General features: G+C 63.9%; 17 protein-coding genes. 2 read left to right on the forward strand and 15 right to left on the reverse strand.

The window, feature by feature from the left end; all coding sequences use genetic code 11:
- Positions 1-211: 211 nt before the first annotated feature.
- The 6 genes from L1O02_RS29960 to dibA form a co-directional block, all read right to left on the reverse strand.
- On the reverse strand, positions 212-1,201 hold the full coding sequence (locus L1O02_RS29960; RefSeq protein ID WP_060836965.1) for a sulfate ABC transporter ATP-binding protein: 990 nt from the start codon (positions 1,199-1,201) through the stop codon (positions 212-214).
- Positions 1,202-1,204: 3 nt separating this feature from the next.
- The gene (cysW, locus tag L1O02_RS29965) at positions 1,205-2,074 is read right to left on the reverse strand and encodes a sulfate ABC transporter permease subunit CysW (RefSeq protein ID WP_060836964.1); all 870 of its coding nucleotides are present in this window, start codon (positions 2,072-2,074) and stop codon (positions 1,205-1,207) included.
- 13 nt (positions 2,075-2,087) lie between these two features.
- Positions 2,088-2,906 carry a sulfate ABC transporter permease subunit CysT gene (gene cysT / locus L1O02_RS29970; protein WP_060836963.1) on the reverse strand — a complete coding sequence of 273 codons (819 nt, stop codon included), beginning with the start codon at positions 2,904-2,906 and terminating at the stop codon, positions 2,088-2,090.
- A gap of 149 nt (positions 2,907-3,055) precedes the next feature.
- A complete protein-coding gene (locus L1O02_RS29975; RefSeq protein ID WP_060836962.1) occupies positions 3,056-4,066 on the reverse strand; it encodes a sulfate ABC transporter substrate-binding protein in 1,011 nt (336 codons plus the stop codon).
- 171 nt (positions 4,067-4,237) lie between these two features.
- On the reverse strand, positions 4,238-4,420 hold the full coding sequence (oscA, locus tag L1O02_RS29980) for a sulfur starvation response protein OscA (RefSeq protein WP_016965985.1): 183 nt from the start codon (positions 4,418-4,420) through the stop codon (positions 4,238-4,240).
- 504 nt (positions 4,421-4,924) lie between these two features.
- The gene (gene dibA, locus L1O02_RS29985) at positions 4,925-6,844 is read right to left on the reverse strand and encodes a phosphodiesterase DibA (RefSeq protein ID WP_060836961.1); all 1,920 of its coding nucleotides are present in this window, start codon (positions 6,842-6,844) and stop codon (positions 4,925-4,927) included.
- 146 nt (positions 6,845-6,990) lie between these two features.
- Here dibA and desA point away from each other — a divergent pair, with 146 nt between their 5' ends.
- Positions 6,991-8,175 (forward strand): delta-9 fatty acid desaturase DesA, encoded by a 1,185-nt coding sequence (desA, locus tag L1O02_RS29990; protein ID WP_060836960.1) that lies wholly within the window; start codon positions 6,991-6,993, stop codon positions 8,173-8,175.
- Between the two features lie 187 nt (positions 8,176-8,362).
- Positions 8,363-9,355, forward strand: a complete 993-nt coding sequence (locus L1O02_RS29995; RefSeq protein ID WP_060836959.1) for a sensor domain-containing diguanylate cyclase — start codon at positions 8,363-8,365, stop codon at positions 9,353-9,355.
- A gap of 105 nt (positions 9,356-9,460) precedes the next feature.
- On the opposite strand, the gene L1O02_RS30000 is transcribed toward L1O02_RS29995, so the two are convergent.
- From L1O02_RS30000 to L1O02_RS30040, 9 genes are all read right to left on the reverse strand, one after another.
- Positions 9,461-10,675: an HDOD domain-containing protein gene (locus L1O02_RS30000; protein WP_060836958.1), complete on the reverse strand. Its 1,215-nt coding sequence runs from the start codon at positions 10,673-10,675 to the stop codon at positions 9,461-9,463.
- 140 nt (positions 10,676-10,815) lie between these two features.
- A complete protein-coding gene (gene gabT / locus L1O02_RS30005) occupies positions 10,816-12,093 on the reverse strand; it encodes a 4-aminobutyrate--2-oxoglutarate transaminase (RefSeq protein WP_047283408.1) in 1,278 nt (425 codons plus the stop codon).
- Between the two features lie 177 nt (positions 12,094-12,270).
- Positions 12,271-13,713, reverse strand: coding sequence for an NADP-dependent succinate-semialdehyde dehydrogenase (gene gabD, locus L1O02_RS30010; protein WP_060836957.1), 1,443 nt, complete (start codon positions 13,711-13,713; stop codon positions 12,271-12,273).
- A 377-nt stretch (positions 13,714-14,090) separates the two neighbouring features.
- The gene (locus L1O02_RS30015; protein WP_060836956.1) at positions 14,091-14,405 is read right to left on the reverse strand and encodes a RebB family R body protein; all 315 of its coding nucleotides are present in this window, start codon (positions 14,403-14,405) and stop codon (positions 14,091-14,093) included.
- Between the two features lie 55 nt (positions 14,406-14,460).
- A complete protein-coding gene (locus L1O02_RS30020) occupies positions 14,461-14,775 on the reverse strand; it encodes a RebB family R body protein (protein WP_025128569.1) in 315 nt (104 codons plus the stop codon).
- 113 nt (positions 14,776-14,888) lie between these two features.
- Complete coding sequence (locus L1O02_RS30025) at positions 14,889-15,410, reverse strand: hypothetical protein (RefSeq protein ID WP_231978995.1); 522 nt, start codon at positions 15,408-15,410, stop codon at positions 14,889-14,891.
- 170 nt (positions 15,411-15,580) lie between these two features.
- Positions 15,581-16,222, reverse strand: coding sequence for a hypothetical protein (locus tag L1O02_RS30030; RefSeq protein WP_235759283.1), 642 nt, complete (start codon positions 16,220-16,222; stop codon positions 15,581-15,583).
- Positions 16,223-16,246: 24 nt separating this feature from the next.
- The gene (locus tag L1O02_RS30035) at positions 16,247-16,474 is read right to left on the reverse strand and encodes a RebB family R body protein (protein ID WP_011058560.1); all 228 of its coding nucleotides are present in this window, start codon (positions 16,472-16,474) and stop codon (positions 16,247-16,249) included.
- Between the two features lie 119 nt (positions 16,475-16,593).
- Positions 16,594-17,136 (reverse strand): sigma-70 family RNA polymerase sigma factor, encoded by a 543-nt coding sequence (locus tag L1O02_RS30040; protein WP_082729158.1) that lies wholly within the window; start codon positions 17,134-17,136, stop codon positions 16,594-16,596.
- Positions 17,137-17,291 lie beyond the last annotated feature (155 nt).

The following is a 17,291-nucleotide window of genomic DNA, read 5'->3' on the forward strand; positions in this document are numbered from 1 at the left end:
AGGGGCCTTCGAGCCAGGTGCAAACCTGGAGGACGCTTTCGCTGGCAAGCCAGTTCCTACAGGACGCGAGGTTGAGGAGAAATACTGCGGCCAACAATCAAGCCACCGTAGGAGCCGGCTTGCCGGCGAAGGGGCCTTCGAGCCAGGTGCAAACCTGGAGGACGCTTTCGCTGGCAAGCCAGCTCCTACAGCAGGCCTGAGGTCGGCGGGGTCAGAGGCTGGTGTGCTTCTGCCAGACCTTGGGCTTGAAGAACAGGGTCTCGCCACGGGCCAGGCCGATCAGGCTGTCGTGGTCCTTCACCACTTCGGCTTCGATCAGCTCGCTCTGCCCTTCCACCTTGAGGGTCACCCGGGTGGTGGCGCCCAGGGGACGGATGTCGCGCACTTCGGCGGCGTGATGGTCTTCCAGTTCCGAACGCGACAGCGACACTTCGTGGGGACGGAACAGCACGTGCTGGTCCTCGCCCAGGTGCAGGCGGTTGGAGTCGCCGAGGAAGTGGTAGACGAAGTCGCTGGCCGGGTTCTCGTAGACCTCGCCCGGGGAGCCGATCTGCTCGATCACGCCCTTGTTCATCACCACGATGCGGTCGGCCACTTCCATGGCTTCTTCCTGGTCGTGGGTGACGAACACCGAGGTCAGGTTGATGTCTTCGTGCAGCCGCGCCAGCCAGCGCCGCAGCTCCTTGCGCACCTTGGCGTCGAGGGCGCCGAAGGGTTCGTCCAACAGCAGCACCTTGGGCTCCACCGCCAGGGCGCGGGCCAGGGCGATACGCTGGCGCTGGCCGCCGGACAGCTGCTCCGGGTAGCGGTCGGCGAGCCAGTCCAGCTGCACCATGTTCAGCAGCTCATGGACCTTCTCGGCGATCTTGCTCTCGCTGGGGCGCTGGTGCTTGGGCTTCATGCGCAGGCCGAAGGCGACGTTGTCGAACACGCTCATGTGGCGGAACAGGGCGTAGTGCTGGAACACGAAACCGACGTTGCGATCGCGCACGTCGTGGCCGGAAACGTCCTCGCCGTGGAACACGATGCTACCGTCGTCCGGTGTTTCCAGACCGGCGATGATCCGCAGCAGGGTGGTCTTGCCACAGCCGGACGGGCCCAGCAGGGCCACCAGCTCGCCGCTCTGGATATCCAGGTTGATGCTGTTGAGGGCCTTGAAGGCGTTGAAGTTCTTGCTGACGTTACGGACTTCGATCGACATGAGTTATTCCTCCGCGGCGCTGGCGCGCAGGCGGTTGATTCGGGATTCGCTCCACTGCTTGAGCAGCAGGATGAACAGCGCAAGGATCAGCAACAGGCTGGCGACGGCAAACGCGGCGACGTGGTTGTACTCGTTGTAGAGGATTTCCACGTGCAGCGGCAGGGTGTTGGTGACCCCGCGAATGTGCCCGGATACCACCGACACCGCGCCGAATTCGCCCATGGCCCGGGCGGTACAGAGCACCACGCCGTAGATCAGGCCCCATTTGATGTTGGGCACGGTGACGTGCCAGAACATCTGCCAGCCGTTGGCCCCCAGCAACCTGGCGGCCTCCTCTTCCTGGGTGCCCTGCTCCTGCATCAGCGGAATCAGCTCCCGGGCGACGAAGGGCACGGTGACGAAGATGGTCGCCAGGACGATGCCCGGCAAGGCGAAGACGATCTGGATGTCGTGAGCCGAAAGCCACGGGCCGAACAGGCCCTGGGCGCCGAACATCAGCACATAGACCAGGCCGGCGATCACCGGCGATACCGAGAACGGCAGGTCGATCAGGGTCACCAGGATGCTCTTGCCGCGGAACGAGTACTTGCTCACGCACCAGGCGGCGCTGACCCCGAACACCAGGTTCAGGGGCACCGAGATCAGCACCGCGATCACCGTGAGTTTGAGCGCCGACAGCGCGTCAGGCTCGAAGATCGCCTCGAAGAAGGCGCCGATGCCCAGCTTCAGGCCCTGGGACACCACGATGAACAGCGGCAACAGCAGGAACAGGGCGAAGATCAGCCAGCCCAGGCCAATCAACACCCGCCGCGAGGTGGCGCTGCCACGGCGGGCGGCGTTGGCCGACGAGGCGGCGATAGACGATTGAGACATGGATCGCGCCTCCTTATGGACGTTCGATGCGCCGCTGCAGCAGGTTGATCAGCAGCAACAGGACAAAGGAAACCACCAGCATCAATACGCCGATGGAGGTGGCGCCGGTGTAATCGTACTGGTCGAGCTTGACCATGATCAGCAACGGCAGGATCTCGGTTTTCATCGGCATGTTGCCGGCGATGAAGATCACCGAACCGTACTCGCCGACGCCCCGGGCGAAGGCCAGGGCAAAGCCGGTGAGCCAGGCCGGCAGCAAGGCCGGCACCAGGATATGGCGGAACACCTGCCAGGGCTTGGCGCCAAGGCAGGCGGCGGCCTCTTCCACCTCTCGGGGGATGTCCGCCAGCACAGGCTGCACCGTGCGCACCACGAACGGCAGGGTGACGAAGGTCAGCGCCAGGGTGATGCCCAGGGGCGTGTAGGCGATCTTGAAGCCCAGGTCGGTGGCGAACTGGCCCACCAGGCCGGTGGGCGCGTAGAGCGCCGTCAGGGCGATGCCGGCCACGGCGGTGGGCAGGGCGAACGGCAAGTCGATCATGGCGTCGATAATCTTGCGCCCGGGGAAGGTGTAGCGCACCAGGACCCAGGCCAGCAGGGTGCCGATGACGCCGTTGATGATGGCCGCGTACAACGCGGTGCCGAAACTCAGCTGGAGTGCGGCGAGCACTCGGGGCGCCGAAACGATTGCCCAGAACTGTTCCCAGGTGAGTTGCGCGGCATGCACGAACATCGCCGCCAGGGGAATGAGCACAATCAGGCTGAGGTACACCAAGGTGTAGCCCAGCGTCAGCCCGAAGCCGGGTATGACGGGGGAGATACGACGCGACATAAAAGTCCTTGGTTAACGGAACGGATACGCAAAGCCCGCAACCAAATGCGGGCTCTACCTGGTAGGAGCCGGCTTGCCGGCGAAGGGGCCTGCAGCCTGGTGTGGCCCTTGAGGGCGCCTTCGCTGGCAAGCCAGCTCCTACAACAGGCTTATTGGGCCGTGTAGATCTGGTCGAACACGCCACCGTCATTGAAGAATTTCGGTTGGGCAGTTTTCCAGCCGCCGAAGTCCTTGTCGATAGTCACCAGGTCCAGTTTGGGGAACTGCTGGGCGTATTTGGCGGCGACGTCCTTGTCCCGCGGACGGTAGAAGTTCTTCGCGGCGATTTCCTGGCCGGCCGGGCTGTACAGGTGCTTGAGGTAGGCCTCGGCGATCTCGGTGTTGCCTTTCTTCTCGGCGTTCTTGTCCACCACCGCCACTGGAGGCTCGGCGAGGATCGACAGCGAAGGCACGACGATGTCGAACTTGTCGGCGCCGCCTTCTTCCTTGAGGGCCAGGAAGGCTTCGTTTTCCCAGGCCAGCAGCACGTCGCCCTGACCGTTGTTGACGAAGGTGATGGTCGAGCCGCGGGCACCGGTGTCCAGCACCGGTACGTGCTTGAACAGCTCCTTGACGTATTCCTGGGCCTTGGCCTCACTACCGCCGGCCTTCAGCCCATAGGCCCAGGCAGCGAGGAAGTTCCAGCGCGCGCCGCCGGAGGTTTTCGGGTTGGGGGTGATCACCGAGACGTCTTTCTTGATCAGGTCGCCCCAGTCCTTGATGCCCTTGGGATTGCCCTTGCGCACCAGGAACACGATGGTCGAAGTGTAGGGCGTGCTGGCGTCGGGCAGGCGTTTTTGCCAGTCCGCCGGCAGGGTCTTGCCGAGCTTGGCGATTTCGTCGATGTCACCGGCCAGGGCCAGGGTCACCACGTCGGCGCGCAGGCCGTCGATCACCGCCCGGCCCTGTTTGCCGGAGCCTCCGTGGGATTGCTGGATCTTCACGTTGTCGCCGGGATGCGATTGCTTCCAGAAGCTGGTGAACTCGGCGTTGTAGTCCTGATACAGCTCGCGGGTCGGGTCGTAGGACACGTTGAGCAGCTCGTAATCCTTGGCAACGGCGGAACCGGCAAAAACGGCACTGGCGAGGGCGGCCAGGGCATAACGGCGAATCGACGACATGGTGGAGCTCCCGAAATTTTTTAAAGTGCTGGCATTTTTCTTATGGCGAATCAGGCCCGCATTCGTGGGTGAACGCTGGGGTTCAGACTGGGGGTCATGGATGACGCCCTCCGGTTGTCCAGTCGGGCCTCTCGATGGCGAGAGGGTGATGCGGTATTGCGCGAGGCGGCTTTAGCCGGGCTTGTGGCCAGGCTGTTGCAGGCGGAATTTTTCCTTGCGTTCGATCTGCACGACCTGGGCGTTGTGCACGGTGATTTCCACCGCGCCAAAGCGCAGGTCGCGCAGGGCGCTTTGAATTTCACGCAAGATGGTTGCTTCGTCCTGGCCGTCAACGCTACGTAGAGATGCGCTCATGGTGCTGCTCCTGAGTGAGATGTGCCTGGCAGTGGCGGCACTGCTTGCGGCGTGGGAGCAATAGTAGATAGGCGCGGATATTCTTAAAAATACTGTTTAAGAATGTTTATATAACCAGAAAATATTATTCGACCTGACAGCAGCTTAGCCCCTGTAGCCGCTGCCGAGCCTGCGAGGCTGCGACAAGGCCTTCAGGCCTTCAGCGGTCAACAACATTTGCGCCCGCGTTGCGGTCGTTCGCAGCTTCGTAGGCTCAGCAGCGGCTACAAGGGTTGGTGGAGGCCGTTTGGTCGGCGCGCGCGTCCGGGCAGAGCCTGGGAGCTCCCCTGGCCATGGCGCATTCGATCCTGTAGCCGCTGCCGAGCTTTCGCGAGGCTGCGACAAGGCCCGCAGGGCCTTGCCTGGCGATCTATAGACGAACCCTTGGCGTCCTGACATCGCCGCGACCGCTGCGTCGGAGTGCCGCCCAACTCGTTCGCAGCCTGCGGCAGCGGCTACAGGGGATCAGCGGATGGCGGGAGCATTGCTCCAGTCGAGCTGCTCCGCCGGCATCGGCCGGCCGAACCAGTAGCCCTGCCCCAGGTCGCAGCCGTGTTCGAGCAAGAAGCGCGCCTGCTCGGCCTGTTCGATGCCTTCGGCATGCACCTGCATGCCCATGCTCTGGGCCAGGGCGATGATCACCCGGGAGATAGCCGCATCGTCTTCATCGAACGGCAGGCCGGCGACAAAGCCCTGGTCGATCTTGAGTTTCTGCACCGGCAGACGCTTGAGCCGCAGCAGGGACGAATAGCCAGTGCCGAAGTCGTCGATGGCCAGGCGAATGCCCAGCTCGCGCAGCCGGTGCATCTGTTCCAGGGCCACTTCCGGGTCATCCATCACCGCGCTCTCGGTGACTTCCAGCTCCAGGTAGGCCGGGTCCAGGCCGGTGTCGTGCAGCACCTGGGCCACCTGCTGGTACAGCTCGCTGCGGGCGAACAGCCGGGTCGAGACGTTCACCGCGATGAACGACAGCGTCACCCCATCGGCCTGCCACTGGCACATCTGCCGGCAGGCCTGCTGCATGACCCAGGCATCGATCTCGGCAATCATCCCGGTGCGCTCGGCGATGGGGATGAACTCCGCCGGGGACACCAGGCCACGCTGGGGATGCTCCCAGCGCACCAGGGCCTCGACGCCGATCAGGTGGCTGGTTTCAAGATCGTGCACCGGCTGGTAGTAGACCCGCAGTTCCTGCTGCTCCAGGGCCCGGCGCAGCTCGAAGGCGATTTCGACCCGTTGCTGGGCATGGGCGGTGAGTTCTTCGGTGTACAGGGCATAGCCGTTGCGTCCGGCACTCTTGGCCTTGAACAGCGCCGCGTCGGCGTTGCGCAGCAGCTGGCTGGCGCTCAGGGCATCGCTGGGAAACAGGCTGATGCCGATGCTGGCGTTGATCACCACCTGCTGCTCGCCCAGCAAAAAAGGCTCCTTGAGGCCGTCGATGATGCGCTGGGCCAGGGCGGCGGCCTGCACCAGCTGCGGGCAGCTTTCGGCCAGTACCGCGAACTCGTCGCCCCCCAGTCGTGCCAGGGTGATGCCCTGCCCGGACAGGTCCCCCAGGCGCTCGGCCACCGCCTTGAGCAACTGGTCGCCGACGTTGTGGCCAAGGCTGTCGTTGATCATCTTGAAGTGATCGAGGTCGATCATCAGCATGGCGCAGCCGCGCTTGTGGACCTGCGCCGAGGCCAGGGCCTGTTCGGCACGGTCGGTGAACAGCAGGCGGTTGGGCAGGTCGGTCAGCGGATCGTGGTGGGCCAGGTGCGCCAGTTCGTGCTCGGAATCCTTGATCGCGCTGATGTCGGAGAACACCGCGACATAGTGGGTGAGCTCGCCCTGTTCATCACGGATCGCGCGAATGCTCTGCCACTGCGGGTAGATCTCGCCGCTCTTGCGCCGATTCCAGATCTCGCCGCTCCACTCTCCGGTTTTCTCCAGCGAGTCGAACATCGCCTTGTAGAAGTCCGCCGAATGATGGCCGGACTTGAACAGGCTCGGCTGACGCCCCAGCACCTCTTCGCTCTGGTAGCCGGTGATCTCGATGAAGGCGCGATTGACGTGGACGATCTGGCCCTGGGTGTCGCTGACCAGTACCCCTTCGCGGGTGCAGTCGAACACCGCCGCCGCCTGGCGCAGGCGCTCGCGATCCTTCTGTTGATGGCGCAACCAGCGATCGGCCCCCATGACTCGCAACAGGCGGGCCCGGGCAAAGAAAATCAGCACCGCGCTGACCAGTGCCCAGGCGTAGCCACTGACCTGGTGCCAGTGCGCCTGATCGGTGAATCCATCGAAGAAACTGCTCAGTAAATAACCACTGAACTGCAGCCAGATCAGGGACAGCAGCAGATAGAGCAGCGCGGCACGCAAGCCATTGCGATAAGAAACCGACATAAGTCCGTCTATTTCCACACGAAAAGTTCGGGATTATAGAGGAAGAAACATGCCGCCACTCTTATCTGAAAGGGCGACTGGTTTTCTCAGTGAGCTTGGTGATAATGCCTGAGCTGTTTTTTTCTTTATCGAGGGCCTTATCGCCTATGTGGTACGAAGGTTTACTTGGCTTGTCCGCCTGGCAACTGGTGGCAGTCACCCTGTTGATGACCCACGTGACCATTGTCGCGGTCACCATTTATCTGCATCGCTATTCCGCACACCGTTCCCTGGAACTCAACGCCGGCCTGAAACACTTCTTCCGCTTCTGGCTGTGGCTGACCACGGCGCAGAACACCCGCGAGTGGACCGCCATCCACCGCAAGCACCACGCCAAATGCGAAACCGTCGACGACCCCCACAGCCCGGTGATCAAGGGCCTGTCCACCGTGCTGCGCAAGGGCGCCGAGCTGTATCGCGAAGAGGCGAAAAACCCGGAAACCCTGCGCATCTATGGCAAGAACTGCCCGGAAGACTGGATCGAGCGCAACCTCTACAGCCGCTACAAGCTGGGTGGTATCGCGCTGATGGCGGTCATCGACCTGCTGCTGTTCGGCACCATCGGCATCACCATCTGGGCGATCCAGATGATGTGGATTCCGTTCTGGGCCGCCGGCGTGATCAACGGCCTGGGCCATGCCGTGGGCTACCGCAACTTCGAATGCCGTGACGCCGCCACCAACCTCGTGCCCTGGGGCATCATCGTCGGCGGTGAAGAGCTGCACAACAACCATCACACCTACCCCAACTCGGCCAAGCTCTCGGTGAAGAAGTGGGAGTTCGACATGGGCTGGGCCTGGATCAAGCTGTTCAGCCTGCTGGGGCTGGCCAAGGTCCAGCGGGTGGCGCCGATCGCCCATCGGGTCGAAGGCAAGGGGCACCTGGACATGGACACCGCCATGGCCATCCTCAACAACCGGTTCCAGATCATGGCCCAGTACCGCAAGCTGGTGATCGGCCCGCTGGTGAAACAGGAACTGGCCAAGGTCGATCACTCGGTGCGCCACCAGTTCCACCGCGCCAAGCGCCTGCTGTCCCGAGAGACCAGCCTGCTGGAAGACCGCCACCACCTGCGAATCCAGAACATGCTGGAACACAGCCAGGCCTTGAAGGTGATCTACGAAAAACGCCTGGCCCTGCAGCAGATCTGGGTCAAGACCAGCGCCAACGGCCACGACATGCTGGCGGCGATCAAGGACTGGGTGCACGAGGCCGAAGCCAGCGGCATCCAGTCCCTGCGGGACTTTGCCCATCAGTTGAAAACCTACTCTCTGCGGCCCACCGCAGCCTGAGCCGGAGCCCCTCGCCCGCGGCGGGCGAGGGGCGCCTGCGACCGTCCGGCGGGCTCGCCAAGTATCGCCGCAATGGCTGGGAACTTAGCGTCCGATCCCCTATCTCAAGCAACACTTCGCCACCCAGGCGGGCTTGGTCGTAGCCGCTGTTCAATACCGCGCGGCAGACCTCTTGAGATCTGTGCCGATGGTCAATAAGAATTCACACACTCCATCTTCGCTTGTGCAGTGGCCCGAAGCCGCGCAAACCCTACTGGCCCTGATGCACGCCCAGGGCGAGGTCGCGCGCCTGACCGAGCGCGAGCAGCTGTTCAGCTCCCTGCTGGTCAGCGTCAACGCGGTGCTCTGGGCCTATGACTGGGACAGCCGCCAGGTGCTGTACGTCAGCCCGGCCTATGAACGCATATTCGGACGCCCTGCCGGACTGCTGCTGGCGGACAGCAAGCAGTGGCGCGACAGCATCTACCCCGACGATCTGGAATACGCCGAGCGCAGCCTGGCCCAGGTGCTGGAAAAGGGCGCGGTGGAAGACCGCGAGTACCGCATCATCGACGCCAATGGCCAGGTGCGCTGGCTCAGCGACAAATGCTTCATCAACCGCAACGCCGAACCCGGGCAACGGCTGATCGTGGTGGGCATTGCCGAAGACATCACCGAGAAGAAGCAGCTGGAAGCCGAACTGCAACGCCTGGCGACCACCGACGTGCTGACCCAGAGCAGCAACCGCCGGCACTTCTTCGAATGCGCCCATCGCGAGTTCGAGCAGGCGCGCCTGCACGGCTTGCCCCTGGTCTTTCTGTTGCTGGACATCGATGACTTCAAGGTGATCAACGACACCTACGGTCACCCCGAAGGCGACATCGTGCTGCAACGCATTGCCGAAAGCGGGCGTGCCGCCTTGCGCCGCGGCGATCTGTTCGGGCGCATCGGTGGCGAAGAGTTCGCGGCGGTGTTTCCCGGCTGCGCCACGGACATGGCCCACAAGGTCGCCGAACGCCTGCAGCGAGAGATTCAGCGGCAGACCTTCAGCTGCCAGGGCCAGACCTTCAACATCACCATCAGCCAGGGCCTGAGCAGCCGGCGCCGCGAAGATGAAAGCCTCGACAGCCTGTTCGCCCGCGCCGACGCGGCGATGTACCAGGCCAAGCGCCAGGGCAAGAACCGCATCGTCAGCGGGTAATCACCCGCGCCCCCGCTCGTTGGAGCGGGCTTGCCAGCCAAGACACTCCCACGGCTTGCCCAAGGCCCGGGGCCTCTTCGCCGCCAAGCCGGCTCCAATGTCGGGTCAGCCTTTGCGCAGGCGGGTCAGCTCCGGCAAGCCGATTTTCAGCAGGCGCGCGGTCTTGCTGCGGGCCAGTTCCTCGATCCCCTCATGCTCGGTCAAGCGCGCCAGCTGCGCCGCCAGGTTCATCACCAGCGCCTCGCGGGAGTACACCCCACCGCCCAACTGATAGCTCGAGGCAATCAGATCCCGCAGTTCCAGGGGCATGCGCCAGCGGGTGCGCAGGGCCGAACCGTAGGCCGCGCCAAAACGCTCCAGGGCATCGCCGATCTCTTCCTGATCGTCGAGCTCGCCCCCGGCCTGTTTCCACTCCTGCAGACAGCGCAGCAGCGCCAGATCCCCCAGGCGATGCAATAGCCCGGCGCAATAGCAGCGCTCCTGGTCCAAATCCAGCAAGCGCGCCAGGGTGCGGCCGTATTCCGCGGTGTGCAGCGACAGCTCCCAGTAACGCTCGGCGTAGTCGGCCAGGGCCGGGTCGCTCAGGCGCGCGCTGCGCTTGAGGGTCAGCCCGAGAATCAGGTTCATGCTCTGCCCGGTGCCCAGCCGGTGCAGGGCCTGGGACAGGGTCTGCACGCCGTCGCCGTGGTGCTGCGCGGCGCTGTTGGCGGCCGCGATCAGCACCGCGGTGACCTGCGGGTCCGTGCGCAGCTCCTCCTCCAACAGCTTGAGGTCCAGACCTTCAGGATTGAGGCTGCGCTTGACCGCCAACTGCACGTCGGTCAGCAACGGTGCGCCGTCGGCGATCTCGCGCCGGCGTTCGAGAAAAGTCCACAGGCTCATGCCCGGGGCCAGGGCCGGCACCTCGCAGGAGACTTCCTGGCCGGCGTCCAGCAGCAACCCCTGCAGGCGCTGGGTCAGGCCTTCCATGTTCAAGGGTTTGGTCAGGTAGGCGGTGGGCGCCAGGGGCAGGGCCTCGCGCACGCTGGCACTGTCGTTGCGAGCGCTGAGCAGAATGAACGGCTGCAGCGGGTTGCGCTTGCGTTGGCGCACGGAGCGCAGCAAGGCGAGACCATCCACCCCGGGCAACTCCCAGTCGGCAATGATCAGGTCGTAAGGTTTTTCGCTCAACAGCTCCAAGGCTTCCTGACCGTCGGCACACAGGTCCACACGCGCATCACAGCGCACGTTGAGCAGCACTTGCTTGAGCAAATCGCGGGACCAGGGGTCGGCCTCGGCAATCAGCACACGAGGTACAGCGGGTAAATCAACAGCGGTCATGCAGCACGCTCCCTAGGCAATCCTTTGCACCTTAGTCAATGCGCGGGCTTCCATACAGCGCAAATCCCCCACGGACCGCCCGGGGACGAAAAAAAACCCGCCGAAGCGGGTTTTTTTGTCGATCAGGTCACAGCAACCACTCAGAGTTCAGCGAAGCACTCTTCCATGATGGCCAGGCCTTTATCCAGCTGCTCGTCTGGCGAGGTCAGCGGCACCAGCACCCGCAGCACGTTGCCGTAGGTGCCACAGGACAGCAGGATCAGCCCCTTGTCGCGAGCCTTGGCCACGACCTGGGCCACGGCAGCGGCGTTCGGCTTGTGGCTGTCGCCGTTTTCGAACAGTTCCACCGCGATCATCGCGCCCAGGGCACGCACTTCGCCGATCACCGGGTACTTGGCCTGGATGGCCTTGAGACCGGTCACCAGACGCTCGCCCACCGCCTTGCAGCGATCCAGCAGGTGCTCTTCCTCGAACACTTCCATCACCGCCAGGGCAGCTGCACAGGCGATCGGGCTACCGGCGTAGGTGCCGCCCAGGCCGCCTGGAGCGATGGCGTCCATGTATTCGGCCTTGCCGCAGACACCGGCCAGCGGGAAGCCGCCAGCGATGGATTTGGCGAAGGTGGTCAGGTCGGCGGCAACGCCCATCTGTTCCATGGCGAAGAAGGTGCCGGTACGGCCAGCGCCGGTCTGCACTTCGTCGGCGATCAACAGGATGCCGTGCTGGTCGCACAGGGCGCGCAGGCGCTTCATGAACTCTTTGGGCGCGACGTAGAAACCGCCTTCGCCCTGCACTGGCTCGATGATGATCGCGGCGATGTCACGGGGCTCGGCGTCGTTCTTGAAGATGCGCTCGATGCTGGCGATGGAGTCGTCGATGCTCACGCCATGCAGTTCGTTGGGGTACAGCGCGCGGAAGATGCCGCCTGGCATCAGGCCCATGCCGGCCGAGTAAGGCACGACCTTGCCGGTCAGGCCCAGGGTCATCATGGTGCGGCCGTGGTAGGCGCCGGTGAAGGCGATCACGCCGGCGCGGCCAGTGGCGGCACGGGCGATCTTCACGGCGTTTTCCACGGCTTCGGAACCGGTGGTCACCAGCAGGGTTTTCTTGGCGAAGTCACCCGGGACCTTGGCGTTGATCTTTTCGCACAGTTCCACATAGGGCTCGTAGGCCAGCACCTGGAAGCAGGTGTGGGTCAGCTTGTTCAGCTGCTCGGTCACCGCGGCGATGACTTTCGGGTGCACGTGACCGGTGTTCAGTACCGCGATACCGCCGGCGAAGTCGATGAACTCGCGGCCTTCAACGTCGGTGACGGTGGCGTTCTTCGCGCTGTCGGCGAAGATCGGGTGAATCTGGCCAACACCGCGCGGTACAGCGGCTTCACGGCGTTTCATCAGGGATGCGTTGGTCTTGCTCATAGTGTCCTCATTCACCGCGGCTACAGCGGTGTGATTCAAGGGTTGCGGGGCGGGGAAGCGGCTGCGACAGCATGCGTTGATCGACTGTCGGAGCCTTCCCGGGCCACCTTGAAAAGTGCGTTTTTTTAAGCGGCGCAGGGGGACAGCGCTCTCGTGCCCCCGGCGCTTGAAACCGGATCAGATACCCAGGCAGAGGTATTTGATTTCCAGGTAATCCTCGATCCCGTACTTGGAACCTTCGCGGCCCAGGCCCGAGGCCTTGATGCCGCCGAACGGCGCCACTTCGTTGGAGATCAGGCCGGTGTTGACCCCGACCATGCCGTATTCCAGGGCCTCGGCCACACGGAACACACGACCCAGGTCGCGGGCATAGAAGTACGACGCCAGGCCGAATTCGGTGTCGTTGGACATGGCGATGACTTCGGCTTCGTCTTTGAAGCGGAACAGCGGTGCCAGCGGGCCGAAGGTTTCTTCCTTGGCCACGGCCGCGTCTTTGGGCACGTTGACCAGGATGGTCGGCTCGAAGAAGTTGCCTTCCATCGGCTTGCCGCCGGCCAGCAGGGTCGCGCCTTTTTTCAGGGCGTCGGCGATGTGTTCCTGGACCTTGGCCACGGCTTTTTCGTCGATCAGCGGGCCGGTGGTGGTGCCTTCTTCCAGGCCGTTACCGATCTTCAGCTTGGCCACGGCCACTTTCAGCTTCTCGGCGAAGGCGTCGTACACCGAATCCTGGATGTACAGGCGGTTGGCGCAGACGCAGGTCTGACCGTTGTTGCGGTACTTGGAGATGATCGCGCCTTCGACGGCCTTATCCAGGTCGGCGTCGTCGAACACGATGAACGGCGCGTTGCCGCCCAGCTCCAGGGAGACTTTCTTGATGTCCTTGGCGCATTCGGCCATCAGCTGGCGACCGATTTCGGTGGAGCCGGTGAACGACAGCTTGCGCACGATCGGGTTGCTGGTCAGCTCGCCGCCGATGTCGCCGGCGCTGCCGGTCACCACGCTCAGCACGCCTTTGGGGATCCCGGCGCGGTGCGCCAGCTCTACCAGGGCCAGGGCCGAGAACGGGGTTTGCGAAGCGGGCTTGATGACCATGGTGCAACCGGCGGCCAGGGCCGGGCCGGCTTTACGGGTGATCATCGCTGCCGGGAAGTTCCACGGGGTGATGGCCGCGGTCACGCCGATCGGCTGCTTGATCACGATCAGGCGCTTGTCCGGCTGGTGGCCGGGGATCACGTCGCCGTAGATGCGCTTGGCTTCTTCGGCGAACCATTCGATGAAGGAGGCGGCGTAGGCGATTTCGCCCTTGGCTTCGGCCAGCGGCTTGCCCTGCTCCAGGGTCATCAGGCGACCCAGGTCGTCCTGGTTTTCGATCAGCAGTTCATACCAGCGGCGCAGCTTGGTGGCGCGCTCCTTGGCGGTCAGGGCACGCCAGGCCGGCAGGGCCTTGTCGGCGGCTTCGATGGCGCGGCGGGTTTCGGCGGCGCCCATCTTGGGTACGGTACCGAGGATTTCACCGGTAGCGGGGTTGTTGACCTTGATCGTCTGGCCGTTGTCCGCGTCGACCCAAGCTCCATCGATGAAGGCTTGTTGGCGGAACAACTGGGCGTCTTTGAGCTGCATGTCGGCTTCCTTAACAGCACCGCGCATACGCGGGGCGAATTGTGATTGTAAAAAAGGCGCCCTGTCAGACACGGACCGCGCTGGCGCGTCCGAAAGCCGGGACAAAGCTGCCGTCAGGAAAATCGTTCACTGGGTAAAAGCACGAAAATGTCGCACACAAGGATAGACGTGCGCTTGGGCACCCAGGCAAGAGCGTTTGAAATCTCAAACGAATCCTAGGGTCAACAGGGGTAAAGGACAATAGGCTGTTCGAAAAAAAGAACGTAAAGGCGCCTAGCGGTAAAAAATCCGCCTCAACCTCCCATGCCGCCGGGCAAAAGACAACGCCCCCGCGGCCTGCAGACCGCGGGGGCGTTGGCATGACGCCTGGAGGAGGGTCAGCCGCTGAACGACTTGAGCACCGTCAGCAGGCTGGTGAGGTTGTCGGCCACACCGCCCTGGGCGACCTTCTCGGTGGCCGCCGCACCGGCGGTGGTGTCGACGCTGTAGATCTGCATCACGCCCTGGTTGGTCGCGGCCTGCGCCAGGGTGTTTTGCTGTTGCTGTGCCGACACCGAGTTCTGGAACAGGATGGCCACGGACTGACCCATGGACTGGTATACGGTGCCCATCGCCATGGCCGGCGCTTCGGCAACCACCTTGACGTTGGTCTGGGTCACGGCATCGGTGATTTGCGGACTGACTGTGCTCATAAAAACTCCATTTTTTCAGCAGGAAAGTTCAACGGGAACTCAGACGTTCAACCACTCAGCCCTGGAAGGACTTGAGCACCGTCAGCAGGCTGGTGAGGTTGTCGGATACGCCGCCCTGGGCAACCTTCTCGGTGGCCGCGGCGCCGGCGGTGGTGTCGACGCTGTAGATCTGCATCACGCCCTGGTTGGTCGCGGCCTGGGCCAGGGTGTTTTGCTGCTGCTGCGCCGACACCGAGTTCTGGAACAGGATCGCGGTGGCCTGGGCCATGGATTGGTAGATGGTGCCCATCGCCATGGCCGGCGCTTCGGCGACGACTTTGACGTTGGTCTGGGTGACGGCATCGGTGATTTGTTCGTTTACAAGTGGCATGGCTCAACTTCCTTTGTTAGGCACACGGAGCATTCCGTGTCTTTGAGTGAACGTGGCAGCCGTTTTGCTGTGAACCGTGTTGCCCGGGACCCTCGGCTTATTTCAGGGGGGACTCATTGCCCGGCAGCGGCGAGCACCTGCTTGAGGGTGTCCTCGACTTTCTGCGACAACTCGGCCATGCGCGCCTCGACGGCGGCTTTCACCTCCTGCTGCACCAGGGCGCTGATCGTTGCCTTGAGGGCTGGATCGTCGGCAGGGGCAGGAGCTGGGGCGGGTGCCGCGGCCTTGTCCGCACTCGGCGCCGCTGCCGGTTCCGCTGCGCCAGTCGGCGCTGGAGTGGCGGCCGCGGACTGGTGCTCGGCCGCCGCCAGCAGCTGACGCAGCACCAGCTCGCGCGCCTGGGGATCAGCCTTGCCGGCACCGGCCCCCGCCAACTGCTCGATGATCTTGCGCGTGCGCTGTTCATCGGCCTGTATCAGCTCGGCAGCCCGCAGCCGCGCCTGATCAACGCTCTGTTGCGCAGACCTGGACATGTCCAGCGGCTTGTCCTGGGCAAACGCCTCCAGTACCTGGCGCTCGACCTGGGTCAATGGACGCCTCAGATATTTCTCGGCAAAGAGAAGTATCGTCGCCATCGGGGTTGGCTCTTCATTCGCCATTGCTTGCTCCTTTCTCGATGAATGGCGTTGAAGGGCTGGGCACCGGGTCCGTCGAACTTCAACGCCTGGGGTGAACAGAGCGGCCGGCGAACGCCGGCGCCTCTTGCACGACAACCCCGGGCGCCTTGCGCGCCCGAGGGTCGCACTCAGGAGGACGAGGATCGATTGGCCAGAACGTCGCTGTACTTGGTGATGCTTTCATCGATCTTGTCGATGGCCATGCTCGCCGCATCGGCTTCCATGGCACCGGCCGCCGCCGCGACGGCCGCGGCGGCACCCACCAGCAGATCCGTGACCAGGGCGCCCAGGGCATCCTCGGCGGCGCCTTTCACGTTCTCTTTGACGATGTTCTCGGTCATCTGCTTGAGCAGTACCGACTGCGCCGCCAGGGCCAGCTTGCTGACCCCGTCGAAATACCCCGCCGCGGACTGCGCCACCAGGCCGGCGGCCTGGCTGATCATCATGTCCGGCGCCGCGGCGATCTGCGCCGGGGCATAACTGAAGGTCTGGGCATTGGTGAACTGCACCGCCTGGACAATCTGGCTGTTGAGTGCATCGGTGCTGTCGGTGCCAGGGGTGCCGGCCTGCTTGAGCAACTGCGCGTTCATCGTCTCCATCACCGAAGGTTGCGCGGCAGCGGCGGGCGGCGCTGCAGGCGCAGGGTCGGCCGCCGCGGTCTTGCGGGGTGCCGCCCGAGGCTCGGCCGCCTCCGGACTGGGGCCGGCCGCCGCGCTCGCGGTGTCATCGGCCGCGGCCGCGGGTGGGGTTTTCTTCTTGAACCATGCCATGACGATTCTCCCGGGCTGTCAGCCCTACTCGCCGATCGCCATGATCAACGCCACGGCCTTGGACACCACCGCGTTGGAGATCTGATTCAGCGCCTGCTGGCTGTTGACCGCGTTCTGCAACGACAGGCCCGCCGAGTGGCTGGCCACCTGGTACAGCGAGGCGATGGCCTGGGCCGGAGCCTCGGCCACCACCTTGACGTTGGTCTGGGTGACGGCGTCGGTGATCTGCGAATTGACCATTGGATCGGGCATACATCTCTCCTTAGATGGAATGGCCCACCGCAGAAGGCGGCGGCACCGGCTACAGCATCGAAAACAGGCTCACTGAACAAGAACGTCCCGACGCGCCCGCTGTGAATCCTGCCACCCCCTCAACGCAGGGCCTCACGCAACAATTGCACGTGCTTGCGCGCCAGGGGCTGGTTCATCCCCAGCTCGGCGGCAATGTTCGGGTAGGGCAGATCGTCGACAAACTTTAGTTCAAACAAGCGGCGTTTTTTAAGGGGCAATTGCGCCACCCGCCGACTGAGCAGGGCCAGGGTTTCCAGCAGCTCCACCTGCTCCAGCACCGACATCTGCGGCGCCTCCAGCTGCTGCAGCGGGTCGTCCTCGAAATCGGCGAAATCCACGAACAGCCGCTGCTCCCGCGCCCGCCGCCGACAGCTGTCGACAAACACATGGTCCAGCACCAGGAACAGAAAGCCCTGGGGGTCGCGAATCCGCTCCGGCGAACGGCGAAAGAACAGCAGCGCCTTGATCGCCGTGGCCGCCAGCCACTCCTGGGCGCCATCGGCGTTGCCCCGCGCCAACTGCCGGGCACGACGCTGCAACCCGGGCAACACCGCCTTCCAGCTCGCCTCGAACAGATGATCCGCCAAGGCTGACGGCAGGCCCTCTTGCATCGAACAGTTCATCTCCCGCACCTCCCTGTGCCCCGTGACTGCACGGATATGGCTGCAGGTTGCGCTGGGCCGAACGACCGATGCAGCGGGAAAAACTGCCGCTACGGCCCGGGTTGCCTCGGGTAGCGACGGACAACCGCACGCCAATGAAAACCGGCGTGGACGCC

The sequence above is a fragment of the Pseudomonas sp. BC42 genome (assembly GCF_021560055.1).
Taxonomy (GTDB): domain Bacteria; phylum Pseudomonadota; class Gammaproteobacteria; order Pseudomonadales; family Pseudomonadaceae; genus Aquipseudomonas.